At 31.3% G+C, this 22,427-nt stretch carries 21 protein-coding genes and 1 pseudogene; 7 read left to right on the forward strand and 15 right to left on the reverse strand.

The genetic code is table 11. From position 1 onward, the window contains the following. Nucleotides 1-135 precede the first annotated feature (135 nt). From A9G35_RS10910 to A9G35_RS10935, 6 genes are all read right to left on the reverse strand, one after another. Entirely contained in the window at nucleotides 136-1,080 is a 945-nt protein-coding gene (locus A9G35_RS10910; RefSeq protein WP_065636887.1) for a hypothetical protein, read from the reverse strand. Between the two features lie 157 nt (nucleotides 1,081-1,237). Then, a complete protein-coding gene (locus A9G35_RS10915; protein WP_176701425.1) occupies nucleotides 1,238-2,308 on the reverse strand; it encodes a glycosyltransferase family 2 protein in 1,071 nt (356 codons plus the stop codon). 179 nt (nucleotides 2,309-2,487) lie between these two features. Further along, nucleotides 2,488-5,298, reverse strand: a complete 2,811-nt coding sequence (locus A9G35_RS10920; RefSeq protein ID WP_065636889.1) for a DUF4422 domain-containing protein — start codon at nucleotides 5,296-5,298, stop codon at nucleotides 2,488-2,490. Between the two features lie 65 nt (nucleotides 5,299-5,363). Beyond that, nucleotides 5,364-6,335 carry a UDP-glucose 4-epimerase GalE gene (gene galE / locus A9G35_RS10925; protein WP_065636890.1) on the reverse strand — a complete coding sequence of 324 codons (972 nt, stop codon included), beginning with the start codon at nucleotides 6,333-6,335 and terminating at the stop codon, nucleotides 5,364-5,366. Further along, nucleotides 6,336-7,634 carry a UDP-glucose dehydrogenase family protein gene (locus A9G35_RS10930; RefSeq protein WP_065636891.1) on the reverse strand — a complete coding sequence of 433 codons (1,299 nt, stop codon included), beginning with the start codon at nucleotides 7,632-7,634 and terminating at the stop codon, nucleotides 6,336-6,338. It lies immediately after the preceding gene. Nucleotides 7,635-7,649: 15 nt separating this feature from the next. Further along, on the reverse strand, nucleotides 7,650-8,600 hold the full coding sequence (locus A9G35_RS10935; protein WP_065636892.1) for a UDP-glucuronic acid decarboxylase family protein: 951 nt from the start codon (nucleotides 8,598-8,600) through the stop codon (nucleotides 7,650-7,652). A 473-nt stretch (nucleotides 8,601-9,073) separates the two neighbouring features. Between A9G35_RS10935 and A9G35_RS10940 the strand changes: the two genes are divergently transcribed. Continuing rightward, nucleotides 9,074-9,967, forward strand: coding sequence for a glycosyltransferase family 2 protein (locus tag A9G35_RS10940; protein ID WP_065636893.1), 894 nt, complete (start codon nucleotides 9,074-9,076; stop codon nucleotides 9,965-9,967). Here the strand turns inward: A9G35_RS10940 and rfbD are convergent. The 4 genes from rfbD to rfbB are packed head-to-tail and all read right to left on the reverse strand — an operon-like array spanning nucleotide 9,959 to nucleotide 13,318. Beyond that, nucleotides 9,959-10,825, reverse strand: a complete 867-nt coding sequence (gene rfbD / locus A9G35_RS10945; protein ID WP_065636894.1) for a dTDP-4-dehydrorhamnose reductase — start codon at nucleotides 10,823-10,825, stop codon at nucleotides 9,959-9,961. The two genes, A9G35_RS10940 and rfbD, sit on opposite strands and share 9 nt — an antisense overlap. Nucleotides 10,826-10,832: 7 nt before the next feature. After that, nucleotides 10,833-11,363, reverse strand: coding sequence for a dTDP-4-dehydrorhamnose 3,5-epimerase (gene rfbC / locus A9G35_RS10950; RefSeq protein WP_065636895.1), 531 nt, complete (start codon nucleotides 11,361-11,363; stop codon nucleotides 10,833-10,835). Between the two features lie 13 nt (nucleotides 11,364-11,376). Continuing rightward, nucleotides 11,377-12,243, reverse strand: coding sequence for a glucose-1-phosphate thymidylyltransferase RfbA (rfbA, locus tag A9G35_RS10955; RefSeq protein WP_065626154.1), 867 nt, complete (start codon nucleotides 12,241-12,243; stop codon nucleotides 11,377-11,379). A gap of 13 nt (nucleotides 12,244-12,256) precedes the next feature. After that, complete coding sequence (gene rfbB, locus A9G35_RS10960) at nucleotides 12,257-13,318, reverse strand: dTDP-glucose 4,6-dehydratase (RefSeq protein ID WP_065636896.1); 1,062 nt, start codon at nucleotides 13,316-13,318, stop codon at nucleotides 12,257-12,259. Between the two features lie 196 nt (nucleotides 13,319-13,514). Between rfbB and A9G35_RS10965 the strand changes: the two genes are divergently transcribed. Beyond that, complete coding sequence (locus A9G35_RS10965; RefSeq protein ID WP_141673863.1) at nucleotides 13,515-14,432, forward strand: hypothetical protein; 918 nt, start codon at nucleotides 13,515-13,517, stop codon at nucleotides 14,430-14,432. Between the two features lie 13 nt (nucleotides 14,433-14,445). Next, nucleotides 14,446-15,480 carry a glycosyltransferase family 2 protein gene (locus tag A9G35_RS10970; RefSeq protein WP_176701426.1) on the forward strand — a complete coding sequence of 345 codons (1,035 nt, stop codon included), beginning with the start codon at nucleotides 14,446-14,448 and terminating at the stop codon, nucleotides 15,478-15,480. Nucleotides 15,481-15,529: 49 nt separating this feature from the next. On the opposite strand, the gene A9G35_RS10975 is transcribed toward A9G35_RS10970, so the two are convergent. From A9G35_RS10975 to A9G35_RS10990, 4 genes are read right to left on the reverse strand one after another with little or no spacing between them, the layout of a single operon-like run. Then, nucleotides 15,530-16,789: a sigma 54-interacting transcriptional regulator gene (locus tag A9G35_RS10975; protein ID WP_081300206.1), complete on the reverse strand. Its 1,260-nt coding sequence runs from the start codon at nucleotides 16,787-16,789 to the stop codon at nucleotides 15,530-15,532. Next, nucleotides 16,752-17,795 (reverse strand): beta-N-acetylhexosaminidase, encoded by a 1,044-nt coding sequence (nagZ, locus tag A9G35_RS10980; RefSeq protein ID WP_065636900.1) that lies wholly within the window; start codon nucleotides 17,793-17,795, stop codon nucleotides 16,752-16,754. Before nagZ ends, A9G35_RS10975 begins: the two co-directional genes overlap by 38 nt. Next, complete coding sequence (locus tag A9G35_RS10985) at nucleotides 17,795-18,430, reverse strand: hypothetical protein (protein WP_065607584.1); 636 nt, start codon at nucleotides 18,428-18,430, stop codon at nucleotides 17,795-17,797. Before A9G35_RS10985 ends, nagZ begins: the two co-directional genes overlap by 1 nt. Before the next feature lie 6 nt (nucleotides 18,431-18,436). Further along, entirely contained in the window at nucleotides 18,437-18,784 is a 348-nt protein-coding gene (locus tag A9G35_RS10990) for an HIT domain-containing protein (protein WP_065560728.1), read from the reverse strand. A 482-nt stretch (nucleotides 18,785-19,266) separates the two neighbouring features. Here A9G35_RS10990 and rpsF point away from each other — a divergent pair, with 482 nt between their 5' ends. From rpsF to rplI, 4 genes are read left to right on the forward strand one after another with little or no spacing between them, the layout of a single operon-like run. Next, nucleotides 19,267-19,650, forward strand: a complete 384-nt coding sequence (rpsF, locus tag A9G35_RS10995) for a 30S ribosomal protein S6 (RefSeq protein ID WP_065611098.1) — start codon at nucleotides 19,267-19,269, stop codon at nucleotides 19,648-19,650. Next, nucleotides 19,634-19,942, forward strand: coding sequence for a primosomal replication protein N (gene priB, locus A9G35_RS11000; RefSeq protein WP_065560729.1), 309 nt, complete (start codon nucleotides 19,634-19,636; stop codon nucleotides 19,940-19,942). Before rpsF ends, priB begins: the two co-directional genes overlap by 17 nt. A 4-nt stretch (nucleotides 19,943-19,946) precedes the next feature. Continuing rightward, complete coding sequence (rpsR, locus tag A9G35_RS11005) at nucleotides 19,947-20,174, forward strand: 30S ribosomal protein S18 (protein ID WP_025314965.1); 228 nt, start codon at nucleotides 19,947-19,949, stop codon at nucleotides 20,172-20,174. Nucleotides 20,175-20,196: 22 nt separating this feature from the next. After that, nucleotides 20,197-20,646 (forward strand): 50S ribosomal protein L9, encoded by a 450-nt coding sequence (rplI, locus tag A9G35_RS11010; protein WP_034914705.1) that lies wholly within the window; start codon nucleotides 20,197-20,199, stop codon nucleotides 20,644-20,646. Between the two features lie 53 nt (nucleotides 20,647-20,699). Here the strand turns inward: rplI and ggt are convergent. Then, nucleotides 20,700-22,360 (reverse strand): annotated as a pseudogene (gene ggt / locus A9G35_RS11015) (gamma-glutamyltransferase). Nucleotides 22,361-22,427: the final 67 nt, after the last annotated feature.

Raw genomic sequence — 22,427 nt, forward strand, 5'->3', positions numbered from 1 at the left:
AAATTTTCTACTTTTGTAGTTGACTATTTTGAGGATAGTTACATATTAACTTTTCCACAAATAAACTATATTTTATAAATAATTTTTAATAGCAACAATTATTAAATATGGCTTATAATATTGAAAGTTAATATTCTATTGATAAACATCTTTAAAAACTCCTTTCAATCCTACTGGATTTATAGAAACTATTTCCACATCAGGATAAAACTGATCTTTGAATTTTTTAAATGCGTGCCACCCATTTAAAAGAAAGTCAATATTAGAAGAGAATGCTGCTTGGTCATCATTATCAAAATAACCATTTTGGCATGCATCACATCCAACCAAATAAATTCGTTTGGGATGGGTATAAAGTGCAAATGTTAGTGCTGAAAATACAACGGAACCATATTCAGGAAACACTGAAGATGTAATATCAGGATAAAAGTCAGTAAAAAAGTTACCAACATAATATCGTTTAGCATTAGCTTTAATTAAGTCTTTTTCGGGTATGGAAGCACCAAAAGTTATGCTACTTCCATAAAATTTTTGACATGTTTCAGGATTATAATTATTTATAGCATCAATATCATTTTTAAGACCTGTGATATCTTGAATAAAAATAAAATCAAGACTAATGTCATAACGCCTGAAAGCCCTATTTACTCCGATATTGATAGTTTTTTCAATTGGTCGGTATTTGGCAAGCGTTGGACCCGTACATAAAATTACTATATCTTGCCCTAAAAATTTCTCTTTAAAACCAGAAAAACTTTCCATATGGGTTTTTGAATAAGTATTGATATTATTAATATTCAAACGCAAAACATTACATTGGTTATCAATATTTTTAGATAAATTATTTATAGTTTTTTCCAATTGTTCATATCTAGTCGCATTCTCAGTTCGAATAATACTAATTTCATTTACCAATTTTTCAGTAAGCGATTTAAGATATTTTAATTTCATTCTTTTCAAAATTCTAAAACCAAAAATATAAATACACATTAGTTTTTTCGAATTTACAACTTTAACACAATTTAATCCGAAAATTTGATAATAACGAATATCACCCTTTTCTACTTTCTTATAAATCACAAAACTCTTATTTTCCTAAAATTATATATAAATCATTAAATTTTTATTGACAATAATTTTACTTATAACCACAATGCAATAAAAACTCTGTAGCTATTTATTGCTTATATCTTAATATTTAGACTATTGACCAGTCAAACTATTTATTAAAAAAGAATTACTTTCTTTTATAAATTTTATAAATATAATAAGGGAAAAGAAAATAAGAAAAACTAAAAGTTAATACTTTTTTGATAAATTTTTTAACTGGCTTATTTCTTTTCTTTTTATTGTCCTCTTGATAAAAAGGTTGATAATATTTATTTTTTATATTTAACAAATGGGATTTATTTTCAATATCAGGAAAATAATCAAGATCTAAATCAAATAATATAGTCTCATTACAGTAATCTAAAAAGAAATTAATTTCTTCTTTACTGCTTAATATACTCACGATCCATTTTATTAATCCCGATAATATTACAATAAAATAAGCTTTATTATCATTTAATAAGTTGTTATCTGAAAGCTTTATAAGAAAATATTTCATTACATCTATTGTATCAAACATTTTTTTCCGGTCTTTAGGTGAAAAATATGTTTGATGCATGATAGAGTTACTTCGAAGTAAATAATTATAAAGATGAATATCAATAGCATAAATTGTTTTTGAACAACAAAGATATTGTAATACAAATACCATATCATCATGGTAATAACCTGAAGGAAAGTCTATATTGTATTGTTCAATAATACTCTTTTTGAAAATTTTATTCCAAAGAACACTATTAACTCGAGTTTTAAATGGATACGTTAGGGAATGAAGACCATAATAAGTCAACTTATGATAATCAATATCACTATCACGCAAATTATAAGTTTGTTCATCTTTGACAACATTACAACTGCATATTACTAAATCAACACTTTTAGATCGAATAGTTTCCAACATTTTTTCACACATTGCCGGTTCATACCAATCATCACTATCGCAAAACATAATGTATTCGCCACGAGATTTTTTTAATCCCTTGTTTCTTGCTTCAGCTGGTCCATTGTTTTCTTGATCAATGACAATTATGCGTTTGTCTTTTTTTGAAAAATTATTCAAAATATCTAAAGAATTATCTATAGAACCATCATTAATACATATAATTTCAATATTTTCAAAAGTTTGATTAATTAAGCTAGTAATACTTTTTTCAAGAAAGTTATCACAATTATACACTGGTACAATGATTGATATCACCGGTGACATTAATACCTCACAACAATAAAACGATAAAAATTTGACATTTATTATCGTTATAAACATTAATCAATGTCAAATTTTAAAAATATCTAAAATACTTCTCCTATATAATATAAATGAATAATTATCACACTAATATATATTTGCTAATAAAAACTAAATAATAACCAATTTTTTTAACGTATTGATTTTATTAAATTACGTATTCGGTGAGTTTCTGCTCTAAATTTTTTCCTTTTTTCTTTATATCGCTTACGTTTTTTGCCCCAACATATTTTTGATAAAAATTTATAATACATATATTTAAATTTAGTTCTTCTGTAATAAAACACTTCTTTTAACATAACTATTAAATTATGGTTATTTATGTCGAACTCTTGGACTTTTACTGTTTCAGTAGGGGCTTCTGTCTTAGAAAAAATTTTCAAATTATGGAAAATAATACTCTCATAAAATGGTGTCAATTTTGCATACTGCCAAAAATACTGAGAAAGAGGTAAACAAGGATCTTTCCAAGGTTTATAAGATGAACAGTAATGTATTATTTTAGGTTCATTGTAAGCTGCTTGATATTCATCCAAAATATCATTTGGTAAAATGGTAACAATATTTTTATGAAATAAAGGTAAGTGCCATTCAAGGTTCCATGATATATCGAAATACTTAATTTTTCCTTCTAATAAGGAATTTAAAATATCCTGATCTACATATTCTGGTGTTTTTATTTTTATTAATTGATCAATACAAATTTTTTCAAAATTCATATCAATCATTTGATTAATATTCAGTAACAATACACCAGCCTGAAAATAATTATAAGGATCTTTCATACCTAAAGTATTTTTATAATAACAAAGTCTTTGAGGACAGTATCGTTCATCATTATAAATTGCTCGAGTAACCTCAACATCCAAAGCAGCAGCTAAAACATAATCCTCTATGTCAATTTTAAATAATTTTGCTATATCATCAAGGATCACTAAATCACAATCAAGATAGATTACTTTTTGGAAATTTTTGAAAATTCTAGCAATAAAAAAACGGTAATAAGTGGAGATGCTAAAATGACCGTGACAGTAAAATATTTCACGAGGAACATCTTTAATATATGGAGAAACTTTAATAAATCTTAAAGAAATATTATTATACTGAACAATCATCGCTTCAATTAAAGTTTTATTATAAGTTGAAATATCTTCATCCAACACAAAAATATCATAATTATATTCAGTTGAAGTATTTTCTGCTAATGACTTTATAGCTACTGCTAAATAGGATGAGTAATTATTATCACTTGAAAAGACAATAGGTATACATTTATTTGAATAGCTAGGTTTAATTTCGGTACAAATATTAGTATATTCCTCAAAAATAGACCATTTTTCAGAAATTTTTAAGTTATTTTTCATTTTTAAATAAGTAATATAGATACCAACTAATCTCTCAGATAAGTAAGCGTATACTCTTTTTTTGACAATAGTTCGTGACGAAATATCTATAACCTTTTCAAAATCCTCAAATATAGAAAACATCCATTGGCAAAATTCATTGAATAATTCCTTTTTCATTATAAACATATTCCAAAAATAATGTTTATCTGAATTAAGATATGTATCAACACTTTCTGAAAAGGCTGGAAATTTATTTTTAATGATTAAACAAATTTTATCTAAATCACTAATTTCATGAAATCGACTTTCTAATTTATACTGCTCATAAACAGTAATATTTTTATATTCGGCAGGTCTTGTGACAATCAAATCATAACCATTAACAGCATTTTGAATTTGTTTCTCAGAAAAAAGCTCTACTATATCAGAATCAGATAAACAAGAAATTCTGTATTGACTTTCTGGAGCAAAAAAACTCGAATTAGAATATTTTGAACACTTTTCATCATCAAATAAGAATTGACGTCTATAATGCATAAACCCAATATAATCGGGATAATCTAATTGTTGCTGGTTTTTCCATGCCCAATAAACCGAAGTTATTTCATTATAAAATCGATTTTTATCTGAAATATTATCTCCAGTATTATCGCCAATCATATTATCATTTAGCCACGCTAAACTTTCTTTATCTAAATTACCATCTTTTGACCGGCTTGCAGCAACTGAACGACCAGCGTGAATAGGAGTTAATATATCATTTTTTAGTAGTAATGCTGGTGTATGATAAGAAACTAGAATTTTAATTTTATTCTGACGCAAACTATTTTTATCCTTTTTATCTGTTAATAATATGTTAGATGAATTTTTATTTATTTCTTGATTATAATTTATCAAATTAGAACTGCGATTATTTTCTACATCATCTTTTAAACGAAATTCATTAAATATTCTTTTACTACTAACTATATCTATAAAATTTTCTGATGTAGCTTTATCATATGGAGCAAAATAATTCACAAACCTAATATAAATATTTCCATTTTGTACTGAATTTATTTCATCAATATCAAATTCTTTTCTTAAAATACACAGTAAGTCAAAATTATTGGTAATCTTACTTAGTACATTATATAAATTTGAAATAAAAGAAGTTATCCCAGTAACTGAAAATTTAAAAAAATCATCACGAATCTCAATAGTAAAAAGTTTTTTTTCTATTGATTGCAAAGCATTCTGAAACTTATCGGTTAAATATTTGACCCTTGAAATAACTTCATTTTTCTCGATATCACGTTTATATCTTGATATAAATACATCTGGATCTGATAGTTCTTGGACTGAACTTTTCCCATGAAAAATTAAATTCGTTATAGAACAACGCCACATATTAGTTTCTTTAATTTCTTCAATTTTTTCAGAGAAAACCAAGGTTGGGTTTTCTAAAACTTTAAGCATATCATGAGGATTGGCTACAGCCCAATTAAACAAATAACTTTCAATAGAACCAAAACATTGTTGAATTTTGAAGGCTAATTCACAATTTGGTCCTAGAGTAAAAATTTCATCATACTTTTTTATATTACACATACTCATACTAAGGCTCCAGACAGGCTAGTTTCCATGTTTTGAATATTGTATTTTTTAAATACACTTACTTATTAATATCTTTTGTTTTTAATCCAATCCCATGCAGTTTGTATTATGTCTTCTATACGTGTATATTTAGGTACCCATCCTAGAATCTCTAATGCTTTATTGTTTGTTGCATAAAGTTTAGCAGGATCACCTTTTCTTCTTTCGGTAAATGTAACAGGACAATGTTGACCACTTACTAGTTCAGCTGTAGCAATAATTTCTTTTACTGAAGTCCCTATACCAGTTCCAAGATTAATGCATCCTGAATATTGATTAAGCTTTTCCAAAGCCAATTGATGGGCTACAGCTAGGTCTTCAACATGTATATAATCCCGTATACAAGTACCATCGGGCGTATCATAATTTGTTCCAAACACTTTTATTGGTTTATCTTGATTAATGATTGCTTGTAAAACCAATGGAATCAGATGAGTCTCAGGTGAGTGACTTTCCCCTATATCTTTATCTTTTGAACAACCTGCAGCATTAAAGTAACGTAACGAAATATATTTTAAACCATATGCTTGATGATAGTCTTTTAAAACCTCTTCTACCATCAATTTAGAACGACCATATGGATTTATTGGTTCTTGAGGATGCGATTCATCAATAGGAATATATTGAGGCTCACCATATGTCGCGCAGGTGCTTGAAAAAACGATCCTTTCCACATTATTTTTAAGCATAACATCTAATAAATTTAATGTGCCAACCACATTATTTTCGTAATATTTTCTCGGGTGTTGCACACTTTCACCTACATAGGCAAAAGCGGCAAAATGAATTACAGAATCAATTTGGTACTTTTTAAAGACTCTATCTAAAGAGTCTTTATCCAACAAATCTGCTAGTTCAAAATATGGCGTAAGTACAGCTTCTTTATGGCCATAAATAAGATTGTCTATAACAATACAATTATAACCACTATTAGATAGCTGTTTGACAGTATGAGAACCAATATAACCAGCTCCACCAACAATTAAAATATTTTTCATTTAGTTACCTATCCTGCAATATGAAAAACCAAGTTTATTAGCAACATCGCAATTTAAAAGGTTACGAGTATCGAAAATATTTTTAGTTCTCATTGTTGATGCAATACGGCTTAAATCGTAATTTTTAAAATCATCCCATTCAGTTAAAATTACTAAAATATCTGCCCCATGAGCTACTGAATACATGTCATCAGCATAGCAGATTTTATCGTCAAGTAACTCTTTAGCATTTGCCATTCCTTTAGGATCATAGGCAATAATTTTCATCTCAGATTTTAATAACTCTGTAATAATTTCCATTGCGGGACTTTCTCGGCAATCATCCGTACCACCTTTAAAAGCAAGTCCTAATACAGCAATTTTAGCATTTTTGACATTACTCACTTTCTCAATAATTTTTTCGGCAATTTTTTGTTTACGTTTTTCATTGCCTTTTATTGCCGCATCGATCAGTGTAAGCTCCACACCATTTTGCTTAGCCATAAAATACATAGCATGTGTATCTTTAGGGAAACAACTACCTCCATAACCGGGACCAGGATTTAGAAATTTATTACCAATACGAGAATCTAATCCCATCCCTTTCGCTACTTCATCTATATCTGCATGCGCCTTTTCACAAAAGTCAGCCATCTCATTGATATAATGGATTTTCATTGCTAAAAATGCGTTAGAAGCATATTTGATCGTTTCGCTTGATCTTCTTTTTACAAATAAAATTATTGATTTTTCAGCGAATGGTTTATATAACTCAGTTAATACTTCTTTAGCTTTTTCTGAATCGGTTCCTATTACAATGCGATCAGGATTGAAAAAGTCATAGACAGCAAAACCTTCTCTCAAAAATTCAGGCAAAGATACCACATCAAATTTTGCTTCTGGATTTCTTTTAGAAATTAATGTTTCAATATCATCACCAGTACCAACAGGGACGGTTGATTTAGTTGCAATAACAGTATAACCATCTAGATACTGAGCAAGTTCAGTAGCTGCCGCATGAACATATTTCATATCGGCTTCTTTAGTCACTGGATGTGGTGGTGTGCCCACTGCAATAAGGACAATATCCGCTCCTACAACTCCTTCTTGCATAGAGGTTGTAAATGAAATATTTCCATTTTGTAAGTTTTTCTTTAATAGCTCTTCTAAACCATCTTCAAAAAGAGTAACTTCACCTCTTTGTAATTTTTCTATTTTTGATTGTTCTCTGTCAATACAGATAACTTTATGACCTAATTCAGCTAGTCCAACACCTGTAGGCAATCCTACATATCCCGTACCAATAATACCTATTTGCATTATTTATCACCTCTATTATTCATTTATTATTTCAGATTTAAAATATTCAATCGTTTTGTCTAAACCATGATCTAAATCAATATTTGGTTTCCATAATAATTTTTCATTTGCTAGAGAGATATCTGGTTTACGCTGAGTAGGGTCATCTTTAGGTAAGTCACAATAAACAATTCTAGAAGTTCCACCAACTTTAGCTATAACTTTCTCAGCTAATTCTTTTATCGTAAACTCACCTGGATTACCTGTATTTACTGGCCCGACAAAATCATCTGAAGTTTTCATCATTTTGATAATTGCATCAATTAAATCATCTACATAACAAAATGATCGAGTTTGTGTGCCTTGTCCATAAATGGTGATATCCTCTCCACGTAGTGCTTGGCAAATAAAATTACTTACTACTCTTCCGTCTTTAGGATCCATTCTAGGACCATAAGTATTAAAAATACGAATAACTTTTATTCTTACATTTTCTTCACGATAATAATCAAAAAACAAACTTTCTGCACAACGTTTTCCTTCATCATAGCAAGCTCTGATACCATTAGGATTTACATTACCACGATAACTTTCAACTTGGGGATGAACTAACGGATCACCATAAACTTCTGAAGTGGAGGATAACAATATTTTGGCATTTTTCTTTTTTGCTAATTCAAGTAGATTAATTGCTCCATAAACACACGTTTTTGTTGTCATTATGGCAGCTTTCCCCTGATAAGCAGGAGGCGAGGCAGGACAGGCTAAATGATAAATTTCATCTAAATATTCATCAATTTCAATAGGGTTAATAACATCATGGTTGATAAATGAAAAATTAGGGTGATCGATGATACTTGCCAAGTTTTTCATTCGACCTGTATAGTTATTATCAACACAAATAACTTTATTTCCTTCATTGATCAACCTTATACATAGGTTTGATCCAAGAAAACCGCTCCCACCTGTTACCAAAATGCTTGCCATTTATAATCTCCAATTGAATAAAGACGTTATGATTTAATTACTATCTTTAATTTAAATTGATTTATCTTTCTGATTAAGTAAGAATTAAAAAAAATTACATTTTTTATTTTAAGTTAACAGCTTCTGAAATGAATAAAAAATCTATTCTATAGTCTTTCATAAATGAAACCGTATTCCACTTAATAAGTATTTGGGGGGGAGTATAACTATATTATCGTATTATTGACAATATTTTTTGTAATTATTTTGTAATTACCTATAGTAATAATAATCTAGTGTTATAGAAATCCATGAATAGTTTCTATAAATAACAAATTAATTCTTTAAATTTAAATAAAAATTCTATCAACATTTTTTTAAGTAGGAAATAGCTTATTAAAATAGTATAATTTTATCAATTTGTATAGTAATCTTTCCTAAAAATAGAAAGTTAGAATATAATAGAGTTATAATAAATACTCATAACTACATAAATGAAAATTACGGCTATAATCATTTTATACAATGAAAATATTAAAAATTCTAAAACTTTCGAATCATTATTAAATTCAAATAGAAGTGATATTACTTTAAATGTAATTATATGGAATAATGGCCCAAAAGCACTTAACTTACAAGAATGTAGACAATATAAATCCATTTGTGACAGTAAGAACATTAACCTTTCTATCTATGAGAATCTTTACAATATTGCTTTAAGTAAAATCTATAATTTTTTTATCAACCAAGAAAGTTTTGATTTTTTCACTATTTTGGATCAAGACTCAATATTGAATAGTGATTTTTTCCAAAATATTAAGATAAATAATGATTTTGATGTAATTGTTTCTCAAGTTTATTCTGCAGGATGGGTTTCAAAAGAAAACTCATTATGTTTCCCAATATATCATGAAAATCGGAAACTTTTTGATAAAAAAGTTTTTGCAATGGGAGAAATTGAGTCTATCTCATCTGGATTAACTCTATCTAATCAATTAATAAAGTACATAAGTAAAAGTAAACAAGAGGTTTTTAACGAACGTTACGCGCTTTATGCTATAGATACCAGTTTTTTCCTTGATTTGATAAAATTAAAACAAACCGAATTTAAAGGAATATGTGTAGGGAAAATTAGCCATTCTTTAGATTTTAATTTACAAGATCGAAAAAAAATAAGCCCCACAAGAAGACTAGAAATGGAATATTCAAAAGTATTGAACAAAATTTTTTATGATAAAAAAAGTCGTTTAAATGTCTTTTTGTACCTACTTAGAAAATTTACAAGAAGAGAGTATTCATGCTCAGAATTTCTCAAATTAGCTAAATGTCTTTTTAGGAAAAAACACCCTCGTTCTTGTATACCTCTAACAATGAATCAATTACTCTAAATAGATGCAAGGAATCACATCCATTAATGCTTTGTTCCAATCAGATGCTTTTATATCTAACTGTTTTATTTTATCCATATTTAAAACAGAGTATAATGGCCTTTTAGCCTTAGTTGGATATGCTGAGGTTAAAATTGGCTTTATTGTTACGTTGCTATTAGTCATAAGATTTAATTCATGAGCTGTTGCAAATATCTTAGAGGCAAACTGGAACCAACTTACGTACTTATCGCCACAATAATGATATATACCACCTTGAATATCATTCATTAGCATTTCTAAAATCGTTTTAGCAATATCACCAGCATAAGTTGGACATCCTAACTGATCATCAATAATGGTTAATTCAGGTCTAGTTTGACTAAGCTTTAACATCGTTTTGACAAAATTATTGCCATACTCACTAAAAACCCAAGAGGTTCTAATTACAATTGCAGAGGAATAATTGTCTAAGGCAGACAACTCACCAACTCGTTTAGTCTCACCATAGACATTAACTGGATTGGTTAAATCATCCTCTAAATAAGGAGAACGTTTAGTCCCATCGAAAACATAATCGGTCGAAACATGAACTAGTTTTGCATGATATTTTTTAGCAACTGTTGCTAAATTCTTAGGACCGACAGCATTAACTTTATAAGCTAATTCATATTCATCTTCCGCTTTATCCACTGCTGTATATGCTGCGGCATTTACAATGGCATCAGGTCTATGCAAGGCAACAAAATCATCAACAACTAAACCATCAGTTATATCTAATTGCTGGCTGTCAGTAGCAAGTAATTGCCAATCTGAAGGAAAGATATTTTTAAAACAATGGCCTAACTGACCATTAGCACCAGTTAACAAAACTTTCATCAATTAACTATAACTCCTGTAGTTTTTTGCCTAACTTATCTTTTGCCGATAGTAATGGATTTGAAATCGGCCAACTGATATTTACTGTAGGATCGTTCCACAATAAACACCCTTCTGACTTAGGATCATAATAGTTAGTACATTTATATTCAAAGTCAGCAATATCTGACAGTACAGCAAAACCATGAGCAAGTCCAGGTGGAATCCACAACTGTGTTTTATTTTCTTCTGTTAAGTTAACGCCAACCCACTTTCCATAAGTAGGGGAATCTTTACGAATATCGACAGCTACATCAAAAACTTCACCTCTAACAACTCGAACTAGTTTACCTTGAGGGTTTTCCTTTTGAAAATGTAATCCTCTTAACACATCTTTTTGTGAACGCGAATGATTATCTTGAACAAAATTAAGTTCTATACCTAACATTTCTTGATACCGTTTTTGTTCGAAAGTTTCAAGAAAAAAGCCTCGTTCATCACCAAACACTTTCGGTTTTATAATTTTTACATCCGCAATATTAGTTGAAATAACTTCCATTTGTCCACCTATTCTATTGTTCTATCAATCTTGCTAAATATTGTCCATATAATGTTTTACCTGAACTAATGGCTTCTTCTTTGACCTGTTCAGCGCTGAGCCAGCCATTACGATAAGCAATCTCTTCAAGGCAAGCAACTTTGAGTCCTTGTCTTTTTTCTATTACTTGAACAAACGATGACGCTTCAAGCAAACTGTCATGTGTACCTGTATCAAGCCAAGCAAAACCGCGTCCTAGGATCTCAACATTTAACAGTCCTGCATCCAAATACATTTGATTAAGAGTTGTAATTTCTAGCTCACCACGATGAGATGGTTTGACTTGTTTTGCCATTTCAACCACATTTTCATCATAAAAATAAAGCCCCGTTACAGCCCAATTAGATTTTGGTTTAATTGGTTTTTCTTCAATTGATAATGCTTTAAAGTTTTCATCAAAATCAACAACCCCAAATCGTTCAGGATCCACTACCTGATAACCAAAAATTGTTGCACCTTCTTTTTGAGCTGCAACTCTTACCAATTTTTTGCCAAAGCTTTCGCCAAAAAATAAATTATCACCTAACACTAAAGAACAGCGTTGTTTTTGAATAAACTCCTCACCGATTAAAAAAGCTTGTGCCAAACCTTCTGGCTTAGGTTGCTGTGCATAACTTAGTTTGACACCAAAACGGGAACCGTCACCTAGCAATCGTTGAAACATAGGTAAATCATCGGGTGTTGTGATTATTAAAATATCACGAATACCGGCAAGCATGAGTACAGATAAAGGATAATAAATCATCGGTTTATCATAAACAGGTAACAACTGTTTTGAAATACCTCGAGTTATGGGATAAAGACGGGTTCCTGACCCACCAGCTAATACAATACCTTTCATAAAGTTACCTATATTAAATAATTCCTTGTCGTGATCTTGCATATGAGCCATCTTTAATATGATCACACCATTGTTTGTTTTGTAGATACCACTCTACTGTTTTACGCATTCCTGTTTGGAATGTCTCTTGTGGTTTCCAACCCAAATCTTGATAGATCTTTGATGCATCAATAGCATAACGTTGATCATGACCGGGCCTATCGGTAACATAAGTAATCAGATCTTTATAACACTTAACACCATTTGGCTTATTTGGAACGAGTTCTTCAAGTAATTCACAAATGATATTTACAACATCAATATTCTTTTGTTCATTGTGCCCACCAATATTATAAGTCTCACCTACTTTTGCTTTAGTTGCAACAAGATAAAGTGCTCTTGCATGATCTTCAACATATAACCAGTCTCTAATTTGTTGACCATTACCATATATGGGCAACGGCTTACCTTCGAGAGCATTAAGTATCATTAATGGGATTAGTTTTTCTGGAAAATGGTATGGGCCATAGTTATTTGAGCAATTAGTAATAACTGTAGGTAAACCAAAGGTTCTATGCCATGCACGGACTAAATGATCACTTGAAGCTTTCGATGCCGAATATGGGCTACTTGGCGAATAAGGTGTTTTTTCAGTAAATAAATCATTCGTTCCATGCAGATCACCATATACTTCATCAGTTGAAATATGATGAAAACGAAATATAGATTGTTTGGTTGCCTCTAGCGTTTTCCAATAAGCTAAAGATGCTTCTAATAGAGTATAAGTACCTATTATATTGGTGTCTATAAATGCAGAAGGATTATCAATAGAACGGTCAACATGACTTTCGGCAGCTAAGTGCATAATAACATCGGGGCAAAAGCTAGCCATGACAACATTAAGTTCCTTTCTATCACAAATATCGATTTGTTTGAAATGATATCGTTTATTCTCAGATACGCTATCTAATGATTCTAAATTCCCAGCATAAGTTAATTTATCAATAACTAATACTTCATCATTAGTTTGTTCAATAATATGTCTCACAACAGCAGAACCAATAAAACCAGCTCCTCCTGTAACAATCACTTTCATTAATTAATCCTCTAAAATCTTATGCACGGAATAATAATAACAAAGCCAATAAATAGCAATATTTAGAATTAGGTATTAATCGTTACATTTTCAAAAAAGAGCTGAATTTCTCATCATTTTGCAAACATTGTATTCGTAATTCTTTATATGTTATATTGTTACAATATTTTTACCGCTTAGTTTGTTCAAAATCAACATGAGAATAAATGTATTAACTGTGCTTTATAATTGCACTTTATCTGATTCTGCAACGTTAAACTCAATTTTACAAGCAAATTTGGAATGCACTAAATTAAATATGATTATTTGGAATAATGGACCAACTTTACTTGAAAAACAAGATATTAATAATTATCTAAAATCAACTCAAAAAAAAGGAATAACAACATCAATTTATCAAGATGTTCGAAACCTATCATTAAGTAAAATTTATAATCATTTTATTAATAAAATAGATTACGATTTTTTTGTTATTTTTGATCAAGATTCTAATGTTGATTTTTCTTTCTTCCAAAATATCTATCATAATAGCCAATATGCAATTATTTGCCCAGCAATTTTCCCTAAGCAAAAAATTGGCAAGCAATGTTTTCCTTCTGATTTTGAACAAAGAGAACAAGTTGTACCTTTAGGGGAATTCAGCCTAAGCAATACCAGAACGATCAATTCTGGTACCGCATTATCAAAAGATTTAATTGATAAATTACTAGTTAATCATCATTATGTTTTTGATGAAAAATTTGCTTTCTATCATACAGATCATCGATTATTTGATTTAATTCATGCAACACCACAAACTGCGATGTTAAAAGGTTTATGTATAGGAAAAATGTATCATGATATGACTTGTGAAATCTCCTATGATGAACTTAGCGAACGAGCAAGGCTTGAAATTGCTTATGCAAAAATGTTAATGCGAATGTATCGAGCTCGCAATCCTAAAATTGAAGTACACCGAAATTTATTTTATGCTTATAAAATGAAGAAAAAAGACAATTTAAGTTTTAAAAGCTTTTTAAAATTATTGAAATGTGTAATAACAAAAAAACATCCTCGTTCATACGCATCCATAGGCAAAGATGTCAAACCAACTAACAGCAATATTTTTTCTTAAAAGATATTTTACTATGGAAAATGAAAAATTAATACTTAACCTGTCTATCATTATTCCTTGCTATAATGTTGAAAATTACATTGAACAGTGTCTCAATTCTATTGTTCAACAAACTGTTCAACCTAAGGAAATTATATGTATAGACGATGGTGCGACTGACAACACTGCTAATGTTATTCAAGACTTTGCTCAAAAATTTTCTTGTGTAAAATATATATATCAAACTAATCAAGGGGTTAGCCAAGCTCGAAATATCGGAATTAATCAAGCAACAGGGCAATACATTCAATTCGTCGATCCTGATGATATTTTACATCCTAATTTATTTGCAACATTTTTAAAAGTCTTAAAAATTAGTAATGTTATTGAGTTATTCTATTTTGAAAACCAAAACTTTGAAAAATTAGAGAATATAGAATTTAATAATAATGACAATAGTTTAATCAGATTTGACACTGGTAATGAGCTATTTACGCATATAATTGAAAATAAAAAATACCCTGGCGCATGTTGGAAATATATTTTAAAAAAGGAAGCGCTCAATTTACGATTTGAAGGAAGAAATCACGAAGATCACTTAATAACATTGGATGTACTATTATCTGCAAATTTAACTTATTACTCAAAAAGTCCTTTATATTATTATAGAAAAAGAGCTAACTCATTAACTAGCAATAAAAAAATAAGCACACAATATATTGAATTATTTTCTCAGATTATTGACAAGTGTACAAAATACGTACAAAAAAGTAATCTATTACCAAACACAAAAATACAGTACATAAATTTTTTACGTTCTGATTACCTTTTTAATATCAATATCTATTATTTGTATAAAGAAAAACCACCAATAATAGAAGTTTACATGCATATATATACACGATTATTTATAAAAAATAACGCAAAAAAACTGAGCAATATATTGTATATAATACGTTATGGAATGAAAAACAAAATACCTTTAAAACATATTATTATATTTATAAGAGCTTCATTGAATAAAGATATTAATTTTATAACTAACAAAATAAATGCCTTACTAAATTAACATTCATCGAGTATAAAACAAGCAAATATTCTTCGCTTGTTTTATAAAATCACCGCCCTATCCCATAATCCCTTAACTTATTCGCTATCGCCGTATGCGACACACCTAATCTTTTGGCGAGTTTTCTTGAGCTTGGATATTTGTCGTAGAGTTTTAATAAAACCTCTTTCTCGAATTGTTTAGTCATTTGATCTAATGTCTTGTTTTCAATATTGTTAGTCCAAGACAATTGCGATGGTGTCGAAATTGGTAATACGATATCTTTAGCGGTTAGTTTAGGTGTTTTCAATTGTGCCAATGCCGAATAAAGAATATTTTTAAGTTGCCTTACATTACCTGGCCATGAATAACTCTTCAAATAATCAATAGCATTATCGTCAACTGCTGGAGGTGTGATGCCTTGTTTATTAGCAAATTCGCTCACAAAAATACCAGTAAGTTGAGTCATATCATCTTTGCGTTCTTGTAAAGAAGGTAGATTAAGCGATAATACATTTAGCCTATAATAAAGATCTTTTCTAAATTTTCCTTGCTCAACCAAATCAGCCAAATCAACCTTTGTTGCACAAATGATTCTAACATCGACATAAACCTCGTTATCGTCCCCCACACGACGAAAATAGCCATCATTGATAAAACGTAATAATTTAGTTTGCATTTGAAACGACATTTCATCAATGCCATCAAGCAATACTGAGCCACCGTTGGCTTGTTCAAAAAAGCCTTTTTTACCTTCAATAGCGCCAGGATAGGCACCAGCTGCATGCCCGTATAATTCACTTTCAACAACCTCATCAGGCATAGCTGCACAATTTAATGCTAGAAAAGCCTGATCGCCACGTGAACTGTATTGATGACAAGCATTAGCCAATAAATCCTTACCAGTACCTGTTTCGCCAGATATTAATAACGGTTCACGTTGCATAGAAAACACTTTCGCTTGTGCAATCAGTTTTTGCATAACCACGCTTTGGGTAGCAAAGATCTCAAAAGCATGGCAAGCCACTACGGTTATTTTTGATAAGCGTTTTTTTAGATAATCAATAGGTTGTAAAATAAATATTGTTTTAGATGATTCCATCACCTTTTGCAATAAAAAGTGCTGAGAATTTAAAACAATAATCGTATCATCTTGCTCATCAATATTAACGGTATTATCAAAACTGAAAATCGATTGATAATCAAAAAGTTGTTTTAATACCAAAGCCTTAGGCCCCAACAATACCCTAGCTGTATCATTATACGCAATCAGATGTTGATTATGATCAATTTCAATGATGGCTACTTGCATAATTTGCCCACTTCTCATTAAGTTTGATTAAATTATCTCGGCGATTTTGCCACTTAGGATTTTTTATTAATTCATCATAAGTGATTTTAGTATGAGCTAATAAGCATTTTGCTTTATCTGATGTTAGTGGACTAACCTTATCTAACGCCATTAACTGCTCTAAAATAGCCATCGTTCCTTGCCGATTATTACAAGCCAAAAGCAGATCACAACCAGCTGCTAATGCAGCTTGGGCACGCTCAGCGTGATTCCCCATTACTGAAGCTCCTTCCATTGATAAATCATCAGAAAAGATTACACCATCAAAATGTAATTGCTCACGAAGCACTGTTTTAAGCCAATATGGCGAACCGCTAGCCGGTTTATCATTAAAGGCAGGATAAATCACATGGGCAGGCATAATCGCATCGAGCTTATTATTAGCAATAAGCTTAGTAAAAATCTGCATATCGTACTCAATTAACGACTTTTCACGATGATCAATAGGCGTTTCTTTATGCGAATCGGCAATCACATGACCATGCCCAGGAAAATGTTTGCCCGTAGTTTTCATACCTGCAGCATGCATACCATCAATCATAGCGGAAGCAACGTGATAAGCAACATTGACATCTTGATGAAAAGAACGTGTACCGATAGCAAGACAATCGTGACCTAAATCTAAAACGGGTGCATAGCTAAGATCGATATCAAAAGCAATAAGTTCCATAGCCAGAACCCAACCGGCATCAAAAGCTAATGATTTAGCTTGTTCAAGATCATTAAGAACCGCAAAAGATTGCGCTGGAGGTATAGAAGTAAAACCGTCTCTAAAACGCTGAACACGCCCTCCTTCATGATCGACCGAAATTAATAAACGCTGTGAAGAGGCAGCTCGAATCTGTTTTATCAATGTCATCAATTGAGTTTGATCTTGATAATTACGACTAAATAAAATCACCCCTGCAATCAACGGATTTTGCAACAGTTTTTTATCTTCTTCAGTTAATGCTAAACCTTCAACATCAATCAACAATGGTCCCATTATTTGTTGTCCTCAATAACTTTATTTGTTTCCTTATTGATATCAGACTGCTTAGGAAAATCTTTAGATGCAAATCTGGTTAGGATTTCTCCACTTTGTGTTGAAATTAATTCCATTGCCAGATCGACATCATTGCTTGCACTTGGTACTTTATATATTGTGGTGAAAAGAACATAGCTAGCATTTATCGATTTAGCCAGTCCAATCATCTTACCTCGTGATACCAACTTATCATCAGCTGAAATCCCCAATGATTGTTTAGCTTGGCTTATTGTCTGTCTATCTACTACTGTAAACGTATTTTGCTTATGCATTAACTGATGTAATGCTTCATCTATTTGATTATTTGCAAGATAATCACCACTCCGGTTTTGAATATCACTAATAAAAATAAGTTTATTGTCTGAATTTGAAAGTGGCACATTAACTAATTTCTTGATAAATGGTGATAATACCGAATTCCAATCAGTCTGTTTAGCAATTTCAGGAGGCATTTCAATCACACCAGTATCATCAGGCTGAGTAACATCTACAGGTGGTTTCACCTCAACTTTTTGGGTATTACTAATAAGGTGGCACCCCGTTAAAGCAAAAACCAGTGAACTTGTAACAAATATACGCTTGATCTGTTTCATATATGATTAACCTATTAATCTACCAAGATTTTTACCACCTAATAAATGCATATGAAGATGAAAAACTTCTTGCCCTGCATCTTTATTACAATTCATGATTAAACGATATCCACTTTCATCAATACCTTCTTGTTTTGCAATTTTGGCAGCAACAACCATCATATGCCCAATGATGGTTTCATCTTCTTCCTTAATATCATTAACGGTTGGGATAAGTTTGTTAGGAATAATTAGAATATGTGTCGGCGCTTGAGGAGAGATATCTCGAAATGCTGTCACCTTATCGTCCTGAAAAACAATATCAGCTGGGATTTCTTTTCGAATGATTTTGCTAAAAATAGTTTCCTGAACCATCAAACACTCCTTTTATACATACGTCTATAAGTAAAAATGATAGGTACTCATAAGCATAGCATATTTTGATAACAAAAATGTATAGAAATCGTTACATTTTAAAATGCATTTTTATATTTATAAAAGCAGACTAGAAAACTAATTAATTTTTTTAAACTTTTTATTTAATTAATTTAGATGCTTTGTAAAACAATCAAGATAGGGCGTAAAAAATGATCATATATAGTATTGATTTTATTATATTTTTTATTTTTAATGTGATATACTACAAATATCCTCTATTAAAAGCTGACATAAAAATAAAAATTTTTCTATAAAAAGAGTGATACAAACCCGCAATTAAACTTGGTATATTCATTTGTCAAAAATGATAAGTTGATATATAATGCCCCGTCGATTTCAACCGCCTATTTTCATGTTCCTTGCTTTCAATGGGTTGCGGTTGCCCCGACAGAAAGCTGATTAATCCGTAGGGAGCGATAATGCGTCATTACGAAATAGTATTTATGGTTCACCCAGATCAGAGTGAACAAGTACCTAGTATGATTGAACGTTATACTGGTACGTTAACCACTGATGGTGGTAAAATCCATCGTTTAGAAGATTGGGGTCGTCGTCAATTAGCCTATCCTATCGAAAAACTGCACAAAGCACATTACGTGTTAATGAATGTTGAAGCAACTCAAGAAGCTGTTAACGAACTTGAAGATAACTTCCGTTTCAATGATGCAGTAATTCGCAGTTTAATTATGCGCACAAAACACGCTGTAACTGAAGCTTCACCAATGTTAAAAGCCAAAGATGAACGTCGTAGTTCTGAAGAAGATTTTAACGAAGTAACCATGGACGATGATTCCGACGAATAATCGTTTAATGTTATCGGGTATTGTAAAAAAAACTCCGATACGAAAAATCAGTCCAAGTGGGATCTCGCATTGTCAATTTTATTTAGAACACGTTTCTAAACAAATCGAAGCAGAACTTACAAGACAAGCATGGTGCATAATGCCTGTGATTGTTAGTGGACAACAAGAGCTAAGTTACATAAAAAAAGGCAGCAAAGTTTTAGTTAGTGGGTTTATAAGCACACATACTAAGCGCAACCAAACAAGCCAACTTGTTTTACATGCTGACCAAGTTAAACTATTAGGAGAATAGCCAAATGGCACGTTATTTCCGTCGTCGCAAATTCTGCCGTTTTACTGCAGAAGGCGTTAAAGAAATTGATTATAAAGATGTTTCTTTATTAAAAAGCTATATCACAGAAAGTGGTAAAATCGTACCAAGCCGTATCACTGGTACTAGCGCAAAATATCAACGTCAATTAGCTCGCGCAATCAAACGCGCTCGTTACTTGGCATTATTACCATATACTGATAATCATCAGTAATTAGCAACAGAGGGAACATATAATGCAAATTATTCTACTCGATAAAGTTGCTAATTTAGGCAGCTTAGGTGATCAAGTTAATGTTAAAGCAGGTTACGCACGTAACTTTTTAATTCCACAAGGTAAAGCTGTATCAGCAACTAAAAAGAATATCGAATTCTTTGAAGCTCGTCGTGCTGAATTAGAAGCTAAGCTTGCAGAAACATTGAAAGCAGCTGAAGAGCGTGTTGCTCAAATCAATGCACTTGGTAAAGTAACTATTACTTCTAAAGCCGGTGATGAAGGCAAATTATTTGGTTCAATCGGTACTCGTGATATCGCTGATGCTGTTAAAGCTCGTGGTATTAAAGTATCAAAAAGCGAAGTTCGCTTACCAAATGGCGTACTGCGTACTACTGGTGAACATGAAGTGTTCTTCCAAGTACACAGCGAAGCATTTGCTAAACTTATTGTTGATATCATTCCTGAATAATCATCCAACAATAAATACAAAAAGACCCGTCATTATGGCGGGTCTTTTATTATCTATTTCACAATAATTGATTTACCTCGACCTCGAATATCTGATACGGCTTCGGGTTTATTGTCGGTAATTTTTATGGCTTGAATATCACCGCTAAAATCCTGCTGTTTAAAATGATAACCCATCTGTTTAAGTTTATCTTTTAACTTTTCTGGCACTTTATTTTGAAAACGCTCAATAAAGATAAGATTCGCTGGTAATAGTTGATGATGATAACGCGGAGCATCCATTGCCGCTTTTAATGACATATGATTATCAAAAACATTTGTCACAACTTGAAAGATTGAAGTGAAAATCCTTGAACCACCTGGTGTACCAATGACCATTGCAACTTCGTTATCTTTAATAAAAATACTTGGTGTCATAGAAGATAAAGGACGTTTATTTGGTTCTATTGCATTAGCATCTTTGCTCACAACACCAAATTGATTAGCAACACCTGGTTTACTACTAAAATCATCCATTTCATTATTTAGAATGATACCAGTGCCTTCTATTACAACAGCAGAGCCAAACCAACCATTAAGTGTATAAGTATTCGATGCGGCATTGCCCCATTTATCTACAATCGAAAAATGTGTAGTCTGTAACTTTTCACGATTATTATCTAAACCTGGTTTAACTTTTTCAGTAATCGAAATCGCTTTTGGATTAACTTGTTTCGCTCTCTGCGCTAAATAATTAGTATCAATTAATTCAGTGACAGGTACAGAGATAAAATCAGGATCTCCCATATATTCGGCTCGATCAGCAAAAACACGTTTTTCTATTTCTGCTAACAAGTGAATATATTGTGCTGAATTTACTTTTACACCTTTGAAATCATTCTCCAAATATTGTTTCATTAATAATAATTGAATTAAACCAACACCTCCTGAGCTTGGCGGTGGAGCAGTAACAATCTGCATATCATGCCAGTTAGCAATTAAAGGATCTCGCCATTTAACCTTATAATTTGCTAAATCATTTTCAGTAATTAAACCTTCATTTTTCTTCATCTGTTGTGCAATTAATTTAGCCGTTTCACCTTTATAAAATCCATCGCTACCTTGCTGGGCAATACGATCTAAAACTTTACCAAGCTCAGGTTGTTTAAATATTTTCCCTTCTTGCATTGAACCAAAGTATTGCTTAAAGTGACCATTAGCAGGCGCAAGTTCTTGTGCCTCTTGATAACGTTTAACTAGTTGTTTGTCTACAACAAATCCTTCATTGGCAAATCGAATAGCTGGTGCTATAACCTCTTTCCAAGGTAATTTACCAAAACGCTGATGAACCGCCCACATACCAGCAACAGTTCCAGGCACTCCTGATGCTTTGTAAGAATATAAACTTAAATTAGGAATCACATTTTTATGATCATCAAGATACATATCTTTATCAGCTTTACTTGGTGCAACTTCACGATAATCAATGAAATAAGGCTTACCGTCCATCCAAAGGGTCATAAACCCCCCCCACCAATGTTACCTGCTTCAGGATAAGTAACAGCAAGAGCAAATGCGGTAGCCACCGCAGCATCGGCTGCATTTCCACCTTTTTCGAGCACTTCTTCGGCTGCCTTTGCTCCATAATAATCGGGCGAAGCAACTGCGGCAGCTGTTAATTTTTGTGTTACATTTTCGACAGCTAGTACTTGTTGGCTTATCAGTAAAAATACCATAAAGTAGCAATACTTTATTAATTTACGTTTAAGAGAAAACATTTTGTACCTCCAAATTAAAGTATTA

It is taken from the genome of Gilliamella sp. Choc5-1 (assembly GCF_001690595.1).
Taxonomy (GTDB): Bacteria; Pseudomonadota; Gammaproteobacteria; order Enterobacterales; family Orbaceae; genus Gilliamella; species Gilliamella apicola_M.

Bases quoted from the DNA above. Each gene is read 5' to 3' on its own strand.
- A9G35_RS10920 (WP_065636889.1), bottom strand. From the start codon at position 5,298: ATGAGTATGTGTAATATAAAAAAGTATGATGAAATTTTTACTCTAGGA.
- galE (WP_065636890.1), bottom strand. From the start codon at position 6,335: ATGAAAAATATTTTAATTGTTGGTGGAGCTGGTTATATTGGTTCTCAT.
- A9G35_RS10930 (WP_065636891.1), bottom strand. From the start codon at position 7,634: ATGCAAATAGGTATTATTGGTACGGGATATGTAGGATTGCCTACAGGT.
- A9G35_RS10935 (WP_065636892.1), bottom strand. From the start codon at position 8,600: ATGGCAAGCATTTTGGTAACAGGTGGGAGCGGTTTTCTTGGATCAAAC.
- A9G35_RS10940 (WP_065636893.1), top strand. From the start codon at position 9,074: ATGAAAATTACGGCTATAATCATTTTATACAATGAAAATATTAAAAAT.
- rfbD (WP_065636894.1), bottom strand. From the start codon at position 10,825: ATGAAAGTTTTGTTAACTGGTGCTAATGGTCAGTTAGGCCATTGTTTT.
- rfbC (WP_065636895.1), bottom strand. From the start codon at position 11,363: ATGGAAGTTATTTCAACTAATATTGCGGATGTAAAAATTATAAAACCG.
- rfbA (WP_065626154.1), bottom strand. From the start codon at position 12,243: ATGAAAGGTATTGTATTAGCTGGTGGGTCAGGAACCCGTCTTTATCCC.
- rfbB (WP_065636896.1), bottom strand. From the start codon at position 13,318: ATGAAAGTGATTGTTACAGGAGGAGCTGGTTTTATTGGTTCTGCTGTT.
- A9G35_RS10965 (WP_141673863.1), top strand. From the start codon at position 13,515: ATGAGAATAAATGTATTAACTGTGCTTTATAATTGCACTTTATCTGAT.
- A9G35_RS10970 (WP_176701426.1), top strand. From the start codon at position 14,446: ATGGAAAATGAAAAATTAATACTTAACCTGTCTATCATTATTCCTTGC.
- A9G35_RS10975 (WP_081300206.1), bottom strand. From the start codon at position 16,789: ATGAGAAGTGGGCAAATTATGCAAGTAGCCATCATTGAAATTGATCAT.
- nagZ (WP_065636900.1), bottom strand. From the start codon at position 17,795: ATGGGACCATTGTTGATTGATGTTGAAGGTTTAGCATTAACTGAAGAA.
- A9G35_RS10985 (WP_065607584.1), bottom strand. From the start codon at position 18,430: ATGAAACAGATCAAGCGTATATTTGTTACAAGTTCACTGGTTTTTGCT.
- A9G35_RS10990 (WP_065560728.1), bottom strand. From the start codon at position 18,784: ATGGTTCAGGAAACTATTTTTAGCAAAATCATTCGAAAAGAAATCCCA.
- rpsF (WP_065611098.1), top strand. From the start codon at position 19,267: ATGCGTCATTACGAAATAGTATTTATGGTTCACCCAGATCAGAGTGAA.
- priB (WP_065560729.1), top strand. From the start codon at position 19,634: ATGATTCCGACGAATAATCGTTTAATGTTATCGGGTATTGTAAAAAAA.
- rpsR (WP_025314965.1), top strand. From the start codon at position 19,947: ATGGCACGTTATTTCCGTCGTCGCAAATTCTGCCGTTTTACTGCAGAA.
- rplI (WP_034914705.1), top strand. From the start codon at position 20,197: ATGCAAATTATTCTACTCGATAAAGTTGCTAATTTAGGCAGCTTAGGT.